This is a genomic window from Micromonospora yongxingensis, assembly GCF_052601155.1.
The window spans coordinates 134,309-148,933 of record NZ_JBQXEO010000013.1; the positions used below are offsets into that span (position 1 = coordinate 134,309).

The 14,625-nt window shown below is 69.0% G+C and carries 14 protein-coding genes; 6 read left to right on the forward strand and 8 right to left on the reverse strand.

Features of this window, described 5'->3' with window-relative positions; genetic code table 11:
• Positions 1-37: 37 nt before the first annotated feature.
• The gene (locus tag ACTWLT_RS17765) at positions 38-301 is read right to left on the reverse strand and encodes an Lrp/AsnC ligand binding domain-containing protein (protein WP_445319346.1); all 264 of its coding nucleotides are present in this window, start codon (positions 299-301) and stop codon (positions 38-40) included.
• Positions 302-1,097: 796 nt separating this feature from the next.
• On the opposite strand from ACTWLT_RS17765, the gene ACTWLT_RS17770 reads away from it, so the two are divergent.
• Positions 1,098-2,147 (forward strand): ABC-2 family transporter permease, encoded by a 1,050-nt coding sequence (locus tag ACTWLT_RS17770; RefSeq protein ID WP_445319347.1) that lies wholly within the window; start codon positions 1,098-1,100, stop codon positions 2,145-2,147.
• 139 nt (positions 2,148-2,286) lie between these two features.
• On the opposite strand, the gene ACTWLT_RS17775 is transcribed toward ACTWLT_RS17770, so the two are convergent.
• The 5 genes from ACTWLT_RS17775 to ACTWLT_RS17795 form a co-directional block, all read right to left on the reverse strand.
• Complete coding sequence (locus tag ACTWLT_RS17775) at positions 2,287-3,462, reverse strand: zinc-dependent alcohol dehydrogenase (RefSeq protein ID WP_445319348.1); 1,176 nt, start codon at positions 3,460-3,462, stop codon at positions 2,287-2,289.
• Positions 3,459-3,806: a hypothetical protein gene (locus ACTWLT_RS17780; protein ID WP_445319349.1), complete on the reverse strand. Its 348-nt coding sequence runs from the start codon at positions 3,804-3,806 to the stop codon at positions 3,459-3,461. The genes ACTWLT_RS17775 and ACTWLT_RS17780 overlap by 4 nt, the downstream gene beginning before the upstream one ends.
• Before the next feature lie 445 nt (positions 3,807-4,251).
• Positions 4,252-5,262 carry a mechanosensitive ion channel family protein gene (locus tag ACTWLT_RS17785; RefSeq protein WP_445319350.1) on the reverse strand — a complete coding sequence of 337 codons (1,011 nt, stop codon included), beginning with the start codon at positions 5,260-5,262 and terminating at the stop codon, positions 4,252-4,254.
• Positions 5,263-5,629: 367 nt separating this feature from the next.
• Positions 5,630-6,262 (reverse strand): HAD family hydrolase, encoded by a 633-nt coding sequence (locus tag ACTWLT_RS17790; protein ID WP_445319351.1) that lies wholly within the window; start codon positions 6,260-6,262, stop codon positions 5,630-5,632.
• Positions 6,259-7,017: a DeoR/GlpR family DNA-binding transcription regulator gene (locus tag ACTWLT_RS17795; protein ID WP_445319352.1), complete on the reverse strand. Its 759-nt coding sequence runs from the start codon at positions 7,015-7,017 to the stop codon at positions 6,259-6,261. The genes ACTWLT_RS17790 and ACTWLT_RS17795 overlap by 4 nt, the downstream gene beginning before the upstream one ends.
• A 75-nt stretch (positions 7,018-7,092) precedes the next feature.
• Here ACTWLT_RS17795 and ACTWLT_RS17800 point away from each other — a divergent pair, with 75 nt between their 5' ends.
• Both ACTWLT_RS17800 and ACTWLT_RS17805 read left to right on the forward strand, forming a co-directional pair.
• Positions 7,093-8,301 carry an MFS transporter gene (locus ACTWLT_RS17800; protein ID WP_445319353.1) on the forward strand — a complete coding sequence of 403 codons (1,209 nt, stop codon included), beginning with the start codon at positions 7,093-7,095 and terminating at the stop codon, positions 8,299-8,301.
• A 409-nt stretch (positions 8,302-8,710) separates the two neighbouring features.
• Complete coding sequence (locus ACTWLT_RS17805; protein WP_445319354.1) at positions 8,711-9,406, forward strand: SAM-dependent methyltransferase; 696 nt, start codon at positions 8,711-8,713, stop codon at positions 9,404-9,406.
• 71 nt (positions 9,407-9,477) lie between these two features.
• Here ACTWLT_RS17805 and rox read toward each other — a convergent pair whose 3' ends face one another.
• Complete coding sequence (gene rox / locus ACTWLT_RS17810) at positions 9,478-10,902, reverse strand: rifampin monooxygenase (protein WP_445319403.1); 1,425 nt, start codon at positions 10,900-10,902, stop codon at positions 9,478-9,480.
• A gap of 317 nt (positions 10,903-11,219) precedes the next feature.
• Positions 11,220-11,966 carry a GbsR/MarR family transcriptional regulator gene (locus tag ACTWLT_RS17815; RefSeq protein ID WP_445319355.1) on the reverse strand — a complete coding sequence of 249 codons (747 nt, stop codon included), beginning with the start codon at positions 11,964-11,966 and terminating at the stop codon, positions 11,220-11,222.
• A 225-nt stretch (positions 11,967-12,191) separates the two neighbouring features.
• On the opposite strand from ACTWLT_RS17815, the gene ACTWLT_RS17820 reads away from it, so the two are divergent.
• Genes ACTWLT_RS17820 through ACTWLT_RS17830 form a run of 3 tightly spaced genes read left to right on the forward strand, consistent with a single transcriptional unit; the run spans position 12,192 to position 14,620 of the window.
• On the forward strand, positions 12,192-12,857 hold the full coding sequence (locus ACTWLT_RS17820; protein ID WP_445319356.1) for a DUF4097 family beta strand repeat-containing protein: 666 nt from the start codon (positions 12,192-12,194) through the stop codon (positions 12,855-12,857).
• A 12-nt stretch (positions 12,858-12,869) separates the two neighbouring features.
• Positions 12,870-13,832 (forward strand): ATP-binding cassette domain-containing protein, encoded by a 963-nt coding sequence (locus ACTWLT_RS17825; protein ID WP_445319357.1) that lies wholly within the window; start codon positions 12,870-12,872, stop codon positions 13,830-13,832.
• A complete protein-coding gene (locus tag ACTWLT_RS17830) occupies positions 13,829-14,620 on the forward strand; it encodes an ABC transporter permease (protein ID WP_445319358.1) in 792 nt (263 codons plus the stop codon). Before ACTWLT_RS17825 ends, ACTWLT_RS17830 begins: the two co-directional genes overlap by 4 nt.
• Positions 14,621-14,625: the final 5 nt, after the last annotated feature.

Sequence of the window (14,625 nt, forward strand, 5' to 3'; positions counted from 1 at the left end):
CGACGTCGCCGATGGCGGTGCGGATCATCTCGCCGTGTCACGGGTCGAGGGGTTCGATGACCCGCTTGCGGGCGTGTTGGTAGATCACGGAGCTGCGGAACCCGACGATCTCGCGGCGTCCGCTGAACTTGTCCATCAGGAACGCGTGCAGGCTGTCCACGCTGGGCACGGCGACGTGGACGAGGAAGTCGTCGCCGCCGGCCACGACGAACACCGACAGCACCTCAGGCAGTGCCACCGTGTACGCCTTGAAGCTCTCGATCACGGTGCGGCTGAGCGGTCGGACCTGCGGCACCGTCATGCGGCGACGGCACACCGCAGTCACGCTCCACGAGGATCCCCACACGGGACCTGTCAGCGGCGCTGCCCGCACCGCGGTTCCTGGACCGGGGTGCCTGAGCCGGTGGACGGAGGCGCACAGGGTCGCTGTTGCCTCGGTGATCCACCGCGAGGGGGCGGACTTCGCTGAGCAGGTCAACGGCGACCTCCCGCAGAGTCCGGGCCGGCGCGGCGCGGAGGTGCCGGCGTCGTGCTGGCGTGCGCTCCGCCACGCGCTGCGGTGGGTTAGGCCCTGGGGTGGCCGCAAACCGGCCTTAAGGGTCGAAACGGTCTGCGAGGATGTGAGAGCCACAACGGGCATGGCTCATGCGATGAGCGGATTCTTCGCGGGGGAAGCAGATGAAGGCGGGCTGTTCGGGGCAGTCCCGGGCCTGGCTCTGGCTGGAACACAACCTCAGCCGACGCGAGGAGCTGCGGCAACGGCACGCCACGCCCGGTTCTTCGCCGTCGAGCAGCTCGGGTCGCTGCTCAGGATGATGGCCTACGCCGCAGCCGGTGTGGTTCGCTGGCTGGTCGACGTGCCAGCGTGCTGGTCGTCCTGCTCCTGTCTTCTGCGGACCGCGTAGCGAACAGACCTCGGTGCCGACACCGAGAGGGAGCACCATGACAACCGTCGGAATGTCCACGGAGACGTGGTTGGGGACGATGGACCGCGACGAGCCGGCTAGCGGTGAGGGGCCCCGATGACCCGCAGTGAACAGCACCGCCGGGAGATCGTCGTCGGACTGGTGGCGACCCCGCCGGACCACCCGGCCCGGGTGGCCGCGCCGCTCACCGCCGAGTTGGCCGGCCGACTCGCCGACCGGGTGAACGCGAACGTGCGGTGGATTGTCCGGGAAGGTTGGGGCGAGGTGGCGCCGCGCCGCGACGGCGGCGTTGAGGCGCTGCTCGACGATCTTGCTCAACGGCGCGTCGACGAGCAGTGGGACGTCGCAATCTGCCTGACCGACCTGCCACTGCACGCCGAGCGAGTGCCGCTGGTCGCGCAGACCTCCGCCCGGCGCCGAGTCGCGATGGTGTCCCTGCCCGCGCTGGGACTGCACCAGCTGCGAGCGGCTCGCGCGGCCGTTCCGGATCTGGTGAGCCGGTTGCTGACAGACGTTTCCGACCAGCGGGTGCCGCCGGCCGGCTGGGCACCGGCCGAGATGCCAAGCCGGGTTCCCGCCATCCACCGGGTGGTCGACGAGGCCGACGCCGGTGAACGACGCTACGTCGCCTCGCGGCTCATCGGCCGGGTGCGGCTCTTGACCGGCATGGTCCGCGCCAACCGCCCGGGGCGGGCCCTGTTGGGCCTGTCCAAGCTGCTGGTCGGCGCGTTTGGCACGGCCGCGTTTGCGCTCACCACGGACACCATCTGGCAGATGGGCGATGCCCTTGGAGGACTCCGACTCGCCGTGATCATGTTACTCGGCCTGACGGCGTTGGTGACCTGGCTGATCGTCGCGCACGACCTGTGGGAGAAACCAGGCCGCGAGACACCGACTGAGCTGGCACGGCTGTTCAACCTGGGCACCATCCTCACCCTTACTCTGGCCACGGCGGTGTCCTACGTGGTGCTGTTCGCTGGAACGGTGCTGGTCGGGGTACTGCTGATCGACACATCGGTGTTGGTACAGACCTTGCAGCGGCCGGTCAATTTCACCGACTATCTGACGCTCGCCTGGATCATCAGCTCGCTGGCCACCGTCGGCGGCGCGATCGGCTCCGGGCTGGAAAACGAGGAAACGGTCCGGGCTGCCGCTTACGGCTACCATCCCGAACCCGGGGGCTGGCGGGACGAGAAAGGCGGGCAGCCCCACGGCAGGTAGGTCGGCGCATGCCCCGAGTCGCGACCGAAACGCCGCGGGACTGGGCCTCGCGAGGTGCGCCGGTGGCGTGGCGGTGCGGCCAGTAAGGGCGAGCTTCGGGCGGTGAGGACGAAGGTGGCCGTGGCCTCGGCGGTACCGGTCAGCTGGTGGGCTGGAAGACGGCCCGTACGCATCCGTCGAGCTTCTGTTTGAACATCTCGTAGCCGCGCGGAGCTTCGTCCAACGGCATGGTGTGCGTCGCGAGATGCTCCGTGACCAGCTCACCGCGGGCCATCCGCTCCAACAGCATGGGAATGTAGCGCTGTCCGTGCTGCTGTGCGCCGCGCAGCGTCAGCCCCTTGTTCATCACCGCCCCGAGCGGAAACTTGTCCACCAGGGCGGCGAACACGCCCAGGACGAACACACTGCCGCCCTTGCGACAGTTGTAGATCGCCTCCCGGGCAGCGATCGGGCGGTCGGACTCGATCCGCAGCTGCTGCTTGACCTGGTCGTACCAGAATTGCGGACCGCTGCTGTGCGATTCCATACCGACTGCCTCGATGCACACGTCTGGGCCTCGGCCGCCACTGCGCTCCAGCAGCTCGCCGCTGACGTCCTGCTGCTCGTAGTTCAGCGTCTCGACGCCGAGATGCGTCTGGGCCATCTGGAGCCGGTTGTCGAGTCGGTCGATCACGATCACCCGATCGGCGCCGAGCAGCACGGATGCGCGGGCGGCCATTTGCCCTACCGCCCCGGCACCCCAGACCGCGACGACATCACCCGGTTTGACCCCGGCGAGGTCGGCGCCCATCCAGCCGGTCGGCGCGGAGTCGGAGGCGAACAGCGCGCGCTCGTCGCTCACCCCGTCCGGGACGCTGAAGGCACCCTGGTCGGCGTAGGGGACACGGATGTACTCAGCGTGGCTGCCGGCAAAGCCCCCGAGTGCGTGCGAGTAGCCGTAGCAGCCTCCGGGCGCGGAACCCCAGATGTTCTCGGTGATCATCGGGTTCGTGTTCCCGTTGTCGCACAGCGAGAACTGTTGTTGCTGGCAGTACCAGCACTTGCCGCAGGAGATGAACGAGCAGACGACGACCCGGTCGCCTACTTTGTGGTTGCGTACCTGCGGGCCGACCTCGACGATTTCGCCAAGGAACTCGTGCCCGAGGACATCGCCACGTTCCATGAACGGGATGTACCCGCCGAGCAGGTGCAGGTCAGAGCCACAGGTCACAGTCCGGCGGACCCGGACAATGGCGTCCTGCTCGTTGCGGATCTGCGGGTCCGGAACCTGCCGCACCGCGAGCTCGTTGGCCCCTTCCCAGACCAGGGCCTTCACAGCCGTCCCTCCCGCCGACCCTGTCGGGTGGCCATCCGCAGCGGCTTGTTCACCGGGGTCGGCTCGGTGGTGGGTGGATAGTCCGGGCGGAGGACCTCACTGGTCTCGATAAGCTGCTTCGACTCTCGCAGGGCCGCCCGGATCGCCTGCTCAGGATCTCGGCCGGTGGCCCGTCGGGCCGCGGCGGCAACAGGGAGTCGGGCACCGTCGCGCAGCCGTACGGCGATCTCTGTTCCCCGGTCGCCGGGGGCAGGCCGGACCTGGACCTCGACGGCGTCGCCGAGCCCGGCCAGCGGCTCGGGAAACTGTCCGCCCGGGGCGATGTCACTGGGCGGTCGGTTCACCGTCGCCACATGCCACCGCGGCCCGCGCCGCTGTGCCTGACCCCGTTGCCAGTGATCGTTGCCCCGGCCAGCCCCGCCGAGCAGGCGCCGGGCGACCATCCCGCCGGCAACCACGGCCCCTCCGCCGATCAGCCACCTCATGTCAGCCCCTGTCGCTTGATCTGCTCGTGTGGGTGCCGTCGATAATTCGCAACCTTCAGGGCAAACCATTTCATAAGGGGCGGGCCGCGCAGGGGTAATTCCGGCACCGGGTGACTGCCGGTTGGTCGGGTGCTGTGGGACGAGACCATGCAGTGATGACGCTCGCCGACCTGCTATCCGGGACCACCGGCATCCCGCATCCGGCCGCTGGCCGGCATCGACTTCTGCGCTGCCGGGGAGCATGCGGGAGCCCACGCCTTCGATCACGAAGAACGGGCCGTTCATCGGCCCGAGTGCCCACCGGTCAGGGCTGGTACTGGTTGCGGGTGCGGGGCAGCCACTGGGGGTGCTGGTCGCGCAGGTAGCGGATCAGTCCCTCGCGTAGGTCGCAGCGCAGGTCCCAGGCGCTGGCGCCGTCGGCCGCCGAGGCCTGCACCTGGATGACCACCGTCTGCGGGGTGGAATCGACCATCTGGAGCACCCACTGGCCGCGATCCCACAGCGGTGAGGACTCAACCAGGCGGCGCGCCTCCCGGCGCAGGTCGTCCAGCTCGGCGGTGTGGTCGACATGCATCTGGATCTTGCCGACCACCCGGGACTCGTTCCGGGTCCAGTTCTGGAACGGCCGCTCGGTGAAGTACGTGGTCGGCAGGATGAGCATCCGGTCGTCCCAGAGCCGGATCACCACGTTGGTCAGCTTCACCTCCTCGACCCGGCCCCATTCGCCGTCCACCACCAGCACGTCGCCGACGTGCAGCCCGTCGGCGAAGGCGACCTGGACGCCGGCGAACGCGTTGCCGAGTGCGGTTCGGGCGGACAGGCCGATCACTGCGCCGACCACTCCCGCCGACGTCAGCATGGAGATGCCGAAGACGCGTACCGGCCGGAACGTGATCAGGATCAGGCTGATCGCGACGATCGTCACCACGGCGACGGTGAGCCGCCGCACAGGGCGGATCTGGGTCCGGGCCCGCCGGATGCGCCGGCTGGTGACCAAATCACTCGGCAGCTTGCTGAACGAGACCACTTCGACCACGCTCAACGTCCTGATCGCCAGCCATGCACTGGCGGCGATCAGGACCAGCAGGATGGCGTGCCGCAGGTGACGCTGCCAATCGGCCGGTCCAGGCGGCAGCGCGTAGTACAGCGCCCCGGAGAGCAGAGCCGCGGCCGCCGGCCGGCGGCAGGCCTGCCGCAGCGGTTCCAGGAGCCACCTGTAACGCCCGCGAGCTACCCGGCGGACCACCATGCCGGAGATCAGGTCCACGACCACCGCCGTCGCCAGCGCGGCTACTACGATCAACGCGGTACGCATCAGAGGTCGTCCACCGTGATCCCGATGCCGCCTTTCCTCAGCTCCCTAGCTCCCTGCCCAGTCCACGTGCCCAGGGTGCCATCCGGTCCTGTGGTGGGCGGCAAACATCGACAAACAAGCGCTGAGCGGGCCCGCGTCAGCCGCTCGGCGGTCTCCGGGTTGCCGGGTCTTCAGGGCCGACACCCCCGCCGGAGCGCGGCGGGGCAAGATGGGCCAATTCTTTGCTCGGCTCAGCCAGCAGATGAGCGGCAGCACCCTCGCCGAGCCCGTCGTGTACGACGCGCTGACCATGCCCGCCGCACTCGTGCACGCCGGTCGGCCGCTCACCCGGGCCGCACTGGCCACAACGTCCGGTCTCGGTCCTGTGCTAGTTGGCCCGCGCACGCGGAGACGTGCCGGAGATAGCTCGTGCGGCTTCGTCTCGGCCAATGAACAGGTGCGTTCGCATCCCCAATCGGGCTGCGGCATCGACGTTCTCGGCGCGGTCATCGATGAACAGGACGGTCTCGGGGGCGAGACCGAGTGCCTGGCAGCACCAGCGGTAGGCGGCGGGGTCGGGCTTGGCCCGGCCGGTGCGGCTGGAGAACGCGACGACGTCGAAGTGGCGCAGCCAGCGGCCGTGGTGCAGTTCGTAGTGCGCGGCGAGTTCTTCCGGGATGTTGGACAGCAGCCCGAGGCGCAGTCCTGATGCTGCCAGGTGGTCGATCAGGCTGACCATGTCCTCGTCGACGGTGCTCCAGCTCCCGATGTCCGCGAGGATCAGCGCGGCGGTGCGGTGCTCGTCGAAGCTGACGTTCAGGGTTGCGGCGACGCGATGCCAGTAGGTGGTGGCGGTGACATCAGCGCGGTCGTAGGCGGCGCGGTGTTTCCAGTAGGCGTCCCAGAACGTGGGGGCAGCGACGCCGGCGAGCGTGGTGAGCGCGTCCCGGGCTGCCGGAGGCTGGTTGCGGGCGATGACACCGAACAGGTCGAACAGCACGGCGGCCGGGGCGGCACTCATGCCGTACGCACGATCGTGCCGGCGGCGGTCAGATTGGTCAGGTCGTCCTGCGATGCCTCGTCGGTGGTGATCACCATGTTCAGTGCGGACACCGGTGCGACGTGGGCCAGCGCGGTGCGGGCGAACTTCGCTGGTTCAGCGACCGCGATGACTCGGTGGGCGGAGGCGATCATCGCGCGTTTGATCGCCGCGTCGTCCAGATCGTAGGCGGTCAGCCCGGCGGCGTTCAGGCCGCAGCAGCCGATGATCGCGGTGTCGAAACGCAGGGCCTGCAGAGATGCCTGCGCAAGGGGACCGATGAGGGCAAGCTCACCGGAGCGCGGTTCGCCGCCGGGCAACAGCAACCTCAGCTGCGGTGCACCCGTCAGGACGTTCGCGGCGTGCAGCGACATCGGCATGACCGTCAGCCGGCGTGCGGTCATCAAGCGGGCGACTTCGAGGCAGGTGGTGCCGCTGTCGAGCACGACAGCCTCGCCGTCGGCGAGCATCTCCACGACCGCGGCCGCGATGCGCTGCTTGGCTTCGCGCTCCTCATGGGCGCGCACGGCGAACGGCGGCTCCTGCCCACGCAGCACCAGACTGCGCGCACCGCCGCGGTAGCGCTCGAGCACGCCTTGCTCGGCCAGCTGGTCCAGGTCTCGGCGCACCGTCATCTCCGACGTTCCCGTCAGCTCCGCCAGTCGGGCGACGCTGATCTGCCCGGCCTGCTGTACGGCGTCGACGATGTGGCGGTGTCGATCAGCGGTCGTCGTCATGACGGCCATTGAACATCACCACCCGGCTGCCTTGCAACCTTACGAACATCAGATCTGTTTGTTACGTTCGTTGGCGTGTCCAAAAACTTGCGAGCCGCTCGGGCCGCCACCTTCGTGTACTTCGCGCTGAACGGCTTCGTGCTGGGAATCTGGGTGGTGCACATCCCGGCGATCGAGCACAGATCCGGCATCAGCCACGCCACCCTCGGCTCGCTGCTGCTTGTGCTCGGCGGCGGCGCGTTCATCGGCATGCAGATCGCCGGCCCACTGACCGACCGCTTCGGCGCCCGGCGGGTGGTCCCGCTGAGCGCGCTGTTCCTCAGCGCCGCGCTGGTGCTGCCCGGCCTGTCGACCAACGGCTGGGCGCTGGGCGCCGCCCTGCTGGTGCTCGGGCTGGGCAACGGTTGCCTGGACGTCAGCATGAACGCGCACGCCGTGCAGGTGGAGGCCGGCTACCGGCGTCCGGTCATGTCGGCGTTCCACGCACTGTTCTCCCTCGGCGGGGTGCTCGCGTCCCTGTTGGCGGCTCGTACTCTGAGCTGGGGTTGGAGCCCCGCCACCACGTTGACCGCCGTCAGCGTCCTCTCCCTGGGCATCGCCGCGGCCTCCTTCCCCGGGCTGCTCGCCAAGCCGCAGAGCACCGCACCCGGCGCTGACGTGGCTTCGGTCAAGCCGACCTGGCGGTCGACCCCGCCCCGGATCTGGATCCTGGCCGCGCTGGCTCTGATGCTCATGCTCAGCGAGGGCGCGGCGGCCGACTGGAGCGTGCTGGCCATGCGCGACGTGCTGGACGCGCAGCCGGCCACCGCGGCGCTGGCCTACGGCGCGTTCGCGACCGCGATGACCGTCGGGCGGCTGCTGATCGACCGCATCGCCGCCCGTTTCGGCCCGGTTGCCGTGCTGCGGTGGGGCTCCGCACTGGCCGCGTCGGCGCTGGTGCTGGTCGTCTGGTCGCCGTCGGTTCCCGTGGCGCTGGCCGGGTGGGCTCTGTTCGGGGCCGGTTTGGCGGGCACGATTCCGCAGCTGTTCAGCGCGGCCGGGCACGCCGATCCCGCCGCGGCGGCCACCAACGTCTCCCGGGTCGCCGGGCTCGGTTACCTGGGCATGCTGGCCGGGCCGGCCGTCATCGGCGCGCTCACCCACGTCACGCGGCTCAATCACGCGTTCCTGCTCCCGCTGATCTTCTGCGTGATCGCCGCGGTGACCGCGCCCATGTTGCGCCCCAGCCGGTCGCAGGCATCGACCACGGAACCGGCGTACGTCAACGCCCACTCCGCGAACTGAGCAACCGTCACGGCGATGGCTCGACCCCGACCGGGTCGGGCCATCGCCGTTTCACGATTACTGGTTTGTCGTTAACGATAATTCGATAAATCACCGCCACATAAGGGGTATACCGTACGGACACCATAATGACAGTTCTTGTGCGTAAGGACTCAGCCTGGTGTAACCGAGGAGAATCGTCAGGCAGCTAGGACCTTGCAAGGTATTCGGGTTGCTGGAGTCAGCCGGTTGAGCAGTGCCAGCTTGTGCGGCCGCCCTCGCCGTACCGGGGGCAGGCGCAAGGCCTCGGCCGACAAATCGATCGACGTCTCCGAGCCGGGGGTGCCATCCTGCCCCTATGACCGACGATCTGAGGCAGCAGCTGGACCGGCCACGGTTCCCGAGGAGCGCCGGCTACGACCCCCACTGGATGATCGAGAACTGGATGGGCCCGAGCGCCCTCTGGCTGCTCGAATGGCTGTGCTCCGAGCTCGACCTGGCGCCGGGCGCCCGCGTGCTCGACCTTGGGTGCGGCAGGGCCATCACCTCGATCTTCCTGGCGAAGGAGTTCGACGTCCAGGTCGTCGCCGCCGATCTCTGGATCAATCCCACCGAGAACTGGCGCAGGATCGACGCCGCGGGCCAAGCCAGGCTCGTCACGCCGCTGCTGGCCGAGGCGCATGACCTGCCGTTCGCCGAGGGCTACTTTGACGCCATCGTCAGCGTCGACGCCTACCACTACTTCGGCACCGACGCGCGTTACCTGCCCTACCTGAGCCGTTTCCTGGCTCCCGGCGGCCACATCGGCATCGTGGTGCCGGGGCTGACCAGGGAACTCGACGACGGGCTGCCGGAGCACCTCACGCCGTACTGGGAGCCGGATTTCTGGACCTTTCACTCGCCGGCGTGGTGGCAGCAGTTGTGGAGTCGCAGTGGCGTGGTCGACGACGTGCGCGCCGACTTCCTGGAGGACGGGTGGCGCGACTGGCTAATTTGGAGCGAAGCCGTCCTGGAGACGACCGACAACGACATCGCCCGCAAGCTCGTTCCCCGCGAAGTGAACATGCTGCGGGCCGACACCGGCCGTCACCTCGGTTTCACCCGCGTCATCGCCCAGCGCACCTGAGAAGCTGGGTCACCCGGTCTCCCCGCAGGAGTCACAGCTTCGATCCCGGATGACCCACTGCTCAGGCGGAATCAGTTCGCGGGCTTGCCGAACCAGCGGGAGAGGTGGTCGTCCAGGTCCTGCTGATCGTCGCCGATCCAGGCGACGTGGCCGTCGGGGCGTAGCAGGACGCACGGACCACCCAGGTCGGCGGTGGGATCCGCGAGGTGGTCGACCCGGTCTGACCACCCGCCGACGGTCAGGCGTTCGGTCCGGTCCAGCAGCAGGCCGCGGCCGCGATGCAGCAGGCCGTAGAGGTGGCCCTGTTTCACCTCGATGTCGCGCAGGCGGCGGCCGAGCAGGTCGGGGCCTTCTCCAAAGTCGTAGCGGATGCCGACCGCGGTGATCTTTTCGATCAGGTAGCGGTTCACCTCGTCGAAGTCCATCAGTTCCGTGAGCAGCCTGCGCACGGCCTGCGGGCCTGCTTCGGTGGACAGCAGTTCAGTCTGGGCGCGGGTGTTGTCCAACACGTCCTCGGCGACCGGATGACGTTCGGCCTCGTAGGTGTCCAGCAGTGTTTCCGGCGCCCAGCCGCGGATCTGTGCGGCGAGTTTCCAGCCGAGGTTGAATGCGTCCTGAACGCCCAGGTTGAGGCCCTGTCCACCGATGGGTGGGTGGATGTGTGCCGCATCGCCGGCCAGCAGCACCCGCCCGACCCGATACTGTTCGGCCAGCCGGGTGGCATCGCCGAAGCGGGACAACCAGCGCGGGGAGTGCACGCCGAAATCGGTTCCGGCGATGGTGCGCAGCTGTTGTTGGAAATCCTCGAGGGTGGGCGGCGCCGCGCGGTCGCTGACCCCGGCGGCGGGAACCACGACGCTGTAGACCCCGACGCCTGCGGGCCGGAGCCAGAACCGGTGGTGGGTCTCGCGGATGTCGGCCAGCTTGGCCGCGATCTCCTCCGGCGGCACGCCCACTTCCATCTCGCCCATCAGCGTCTCGGTCCGGGACGGCTCGCCGGGGAAGCCGACACCGAGCCGCTTACGCACCGTGCTGCGCCCGCCGTCACAGCCCACGAGATAGCGCGTGCGCAGCTGTTCCCCGTCCGCCAGCTCGACGGTCACACCCTCGTCGTCCTGCTCGAAACCGGCGACCGCGCAACCGCGCCGGACCTGTGCACCCAGCTCGATCGCATGCTCTTCGAGCAGGTGGACGATGACCGGCTGCGGGATGCCCAGCAGATAGGCGTACGGGGAATCCAGGTCCTTGGGCGCGGGTTTGGCGATGGCGGCGAAGAAACCGCCGGCGGCGCGTTGCCGTCCGTGCGGGAGAATGCGATCCAGCAGTCCGCGCATCGCCATCAGCTCGAGACTGCGGATGTGCAGACCGACGATGCGGACGAACGACGCGGGCTCGGTTTCCTTCTCGAGGACGAGTACCCGCACATCGTGCAGCCGCAGCTCGGCGGCCAGCATCGCACCGGTCGGCCCGCAGCCGGCAATGATCACGTCGAACATGAGGGCCGCGTTGTCGGTGCCGGAAGTCGGCGAGGGGAGCCCGTGGGCGTCGCCCACGGGGGAGTCGCGCTCGACCACGTCGTTCGACGACGGCTCGGCGGTGAACGGCAGAGAGTGCATTGGAGTTGCCTTTCGGGAGCGCCTGGTTGGCGGGCGCTCCCGGCGACGCCTACGTCAGTCGCCCGGCCGTGACGGGAAGGGGGAGCACCCACATCGATACAGCGTTCATGGGTCTCACCTCCTCGGGCGGCGTCACGTTCAACGGCAAGCTACAAGCCCCGGCCTCGTCCCGTCCAATCCTTTTTCCCGCCACGTGGTCACGACTCCGGCCGGGCGGTGTCACCTGAGCCCGCCCCGGGTTTCGTGTAGAGGATCTCGCGGGCCTGCTCCGCGGCGCGGGTGAGGCTCTCGGTGACGAAGTCGACGAAGCGGGCGATGTTCTCCAGGCGGTCGGCGGCCGGGGTGTTGGGGCCGAGGATGCTGACGCCCTGCCGTGCGGTCTCGGCGAGCTCGATGTTGGCTCGGGCGGCGGCGATCATCCCCTGGTACCAGACGTCGTCGTCGACGACGTAGCGCTCGCGGCGGCGCTCGTCGCGTTCCCGCCGGATGAGGCCCTGGCTCTCGAGGGACGTGACCGCCTTGGAGATGGACGCCGGGCTGACCTGGAGGCGCTGGACGAGTTCGGATGCCGTGAGGCTGCCCGCGTCGGTGGTGTAGAGGCAGGTCAGCAGCCGGGACATCATCTTGGGCAGGCCCTGTTGCATGAAGAGGGTCGTGAACCTCTCCTCGTACTCGCGCACGGCCTCGGCGTCGCGGCCGTGCGCCTGCGGGGACGCCTGCGGCCCCCGGGGAGTCGCCTGCCTGCGCCGGTGGGCGCGGTGTTCGGTGGCGCGGTGGGCCAGGTCCGCGCGGTAGCCGGTGGGGCCGCCGTTGCGCATGACCTCACGCGTGATCGTGGAGGTGGGGCGGTCGAGGCGTCTCGCGATCTCCGCGTAGGCGAGCCCGTCGGCCACCCCCAGCGCGATCTGCTGGCGTTCCTGCTGGGTGAGCCTGCCTCCCGGCATCGCGATCTCCCTCCACGCGTTCCTGAGGCCGCCAGCATAGCGTTCATTCTTCGCCCAATGCAACGGGCAGACGATCTTCGTTGCATTAAAATCAACGCCGTTGCAACGATTCTGCGGCTGCCACCTGCGCAAACACCGTCTTGACGCAACGACGTTGTTGCCCTGTACCTGAACGCAACGTAGCGTTTCCACCGCCAGAAACGACAGGCGCAAGAGGAGAGCACGATGCAGACCTTCGACACCCCCACCCCGATCTCCGTCGTCCTCGACATCCCCGCGGGACGCGTGCAGTTCATCGCCGCCGACCGGGCCGACACCACGGTCGAGGTCCTGCCCGCGGACCCCTCGAAGGGTCGCGACGTGAAGGTCGCGGAGCAGACCACCATCGAATACGGCGACGGTGTCCTGCGGATCGCCGCCTCGGCGAAGAACCAGATCCTCGGAAACTCCGGATCCATCGAGGTGACGGTCCAGCTGCCCGTCGGCTCCCGGGTCGAGGTGAAGGCGGCCAGCGCCGAGTTCCGGTCCGTCGGACAGCTGGGCGACGTCGTCTTCGACGGCTCGCACGGCGCGATCACGCTCGACGAGGCCGCGAGCGCCCGCCTCAACACCGCCGCCGGTGACGTCTCGATCGGCCGCCTCAACGGCCCCGCGGAGATCAGCACCATGAAGGGCGACATCCGGATCGCCGAAGCCGTACGCGGCACGGTCGTGCTGCGCACCCAGGCCGGTGACGTGTCCGTCGGCGCCGCCCACGGAGTCTCCGCCGCCCTGGACGCCGGCACCAGCTACGGCCGGATCACCAACGCACTCAGGAACACCGACGGCACGGCCGACCTGACCATCCACGCGACCACCGCCCACGGCGACATCGACGCCCGCAGCCTCTGAAGGAGCACCACCATGACCAACCTGGCGATCTCGGCCAACGGCCTGCGCAAGTCCTACGGCGACAAGGTCGTTCTCGACGGCGTCGACCTGTCCGTCCCCGAAGGAACGATCTTCTCCCTGCTCGGCCCGAACGGCGCCGGCAAGACCACCGCCGTCAAGATCCTGTCCACCCTCATCTCTCCCGACGCCGGCTCCGGCGACATCCGCGTCGGCGGCCACGACCGCACCGCCGACCCGCAGGCGGTACGCGCCGCGATCGGCGTCACCGGCCAGTTCTCGGCCGTCGACGGCCTGATCACCGGCGAGGAGAACATGCTCCTCATGGCCGACCTGCACCACCTGTCCAAGCGTGAGGGCCACCGCGCCGCCGCCGACCTGCTGGAGCGTTTCGACCTCACCGACGCGGCCAAGAAGGCCGCCTCCACCTACTCCGGTGGCATGAAGCGCCGCCTCGACCTCGCCATGACCCTGGTCGGCAACCCGCGGATCATCTTCCTCGACGAACCGACCACCGGGCTCGACCCCCGCAGCCGCCACAACATGTGGCAGATCATCCGCGAACTCGTCGCCGACGGCGTCACCGTCTTCCTCACCACCCAGTACCTGGAGGAGGCCGACGAACTGGCTGACCGTATCGCCGTGCTCAACGACGGGAAGATCGTCGCCGAGGGCACGGCCGCGGAACTGAAGCGGCTCATCCCCGGCGGGCACGTCCAGCTGCGCTTCGAGGACCCTGCGGCGTACGAGCGGGCCGCCGGGGCGCTGCACGAGACCGTGCGCGACGACCAGGCACTGGCCCTGCAGATCCCCAGCGACGGCACCCAGCGCGAGCTGCGCGCGATCCTCGACCGGCTGGACGCCGCCGACGTGCACGCCGACACCCTCACCGTGCACACCCCCGACCTCGACGACGTGTTCTTCGCCCTGACCGGCGGCGCCGTCGTCCCCCACCAGCAGAAGGAAGCTGTCCGATGAGCGCCCTCTCCCTCGCCGTACGCGACTCGTCCACGATGCTGCGCCGCAACCTCCTGCACGCGCGGCGCTATCCGTCCCTCACCCTGAACCTGCTGCTCACCCCGATCATGCTGCTGCTGCTCTTCGTCTACGTCTTCGGTGACGTGATGGGCTCGGGCATCGGCGGCGGCGGTGGGGACCGCTCCGAGTACGTCGCGTATCTCGTCCCGGGTCTGCTGCTGATGACCATCGGCAGCGCCGTGATCGGGACTGCGGTGTCCGTCTCCACCGACATGACCGAGGGCATCATCGCCCGCTTCCGCACGATGGCGATCCACCGCGGTTCGGTGCTCGTCGGGCACGTCGTCGGCAGCGTGCTGCAGTCGATCATGAGTGTGGTCCTCGTGGGTGCCGTCGCCGTGGCCATCGGCTTCCGGTCCACCGGTGCCGGCGTCCTGGAGTGGCTCGCGGCGTTCGGGCTGCTCGTGCTCTTCGCCCTCGCGCTCACCTGGATCGCGGTCGGCATGGGCCTGGTCAGCCCGAACGCCGAGGCCGCCAGCAACAACGCGATGCCGCTGATCCTGCTGCCGTTGCTCTCCAGCGCCTTCGTCCCGGTCGACGCCATGCCCGGCTGGCTCCAGCCGATCGCCGAGTACCAGCCGTTCACCCCCGCCATCGAGACCCTGCGTGGTCTGCTGCTCGGCAGCGAGATCGGTCACAACGGGTGGCTGGCGGTCGTCTGGTGCCTGGGTCTCGCGGTGCTCGGCTACGTCTGGGCGACGTCGACGTTCAACCGCGACCCGAAGTAGCCGCC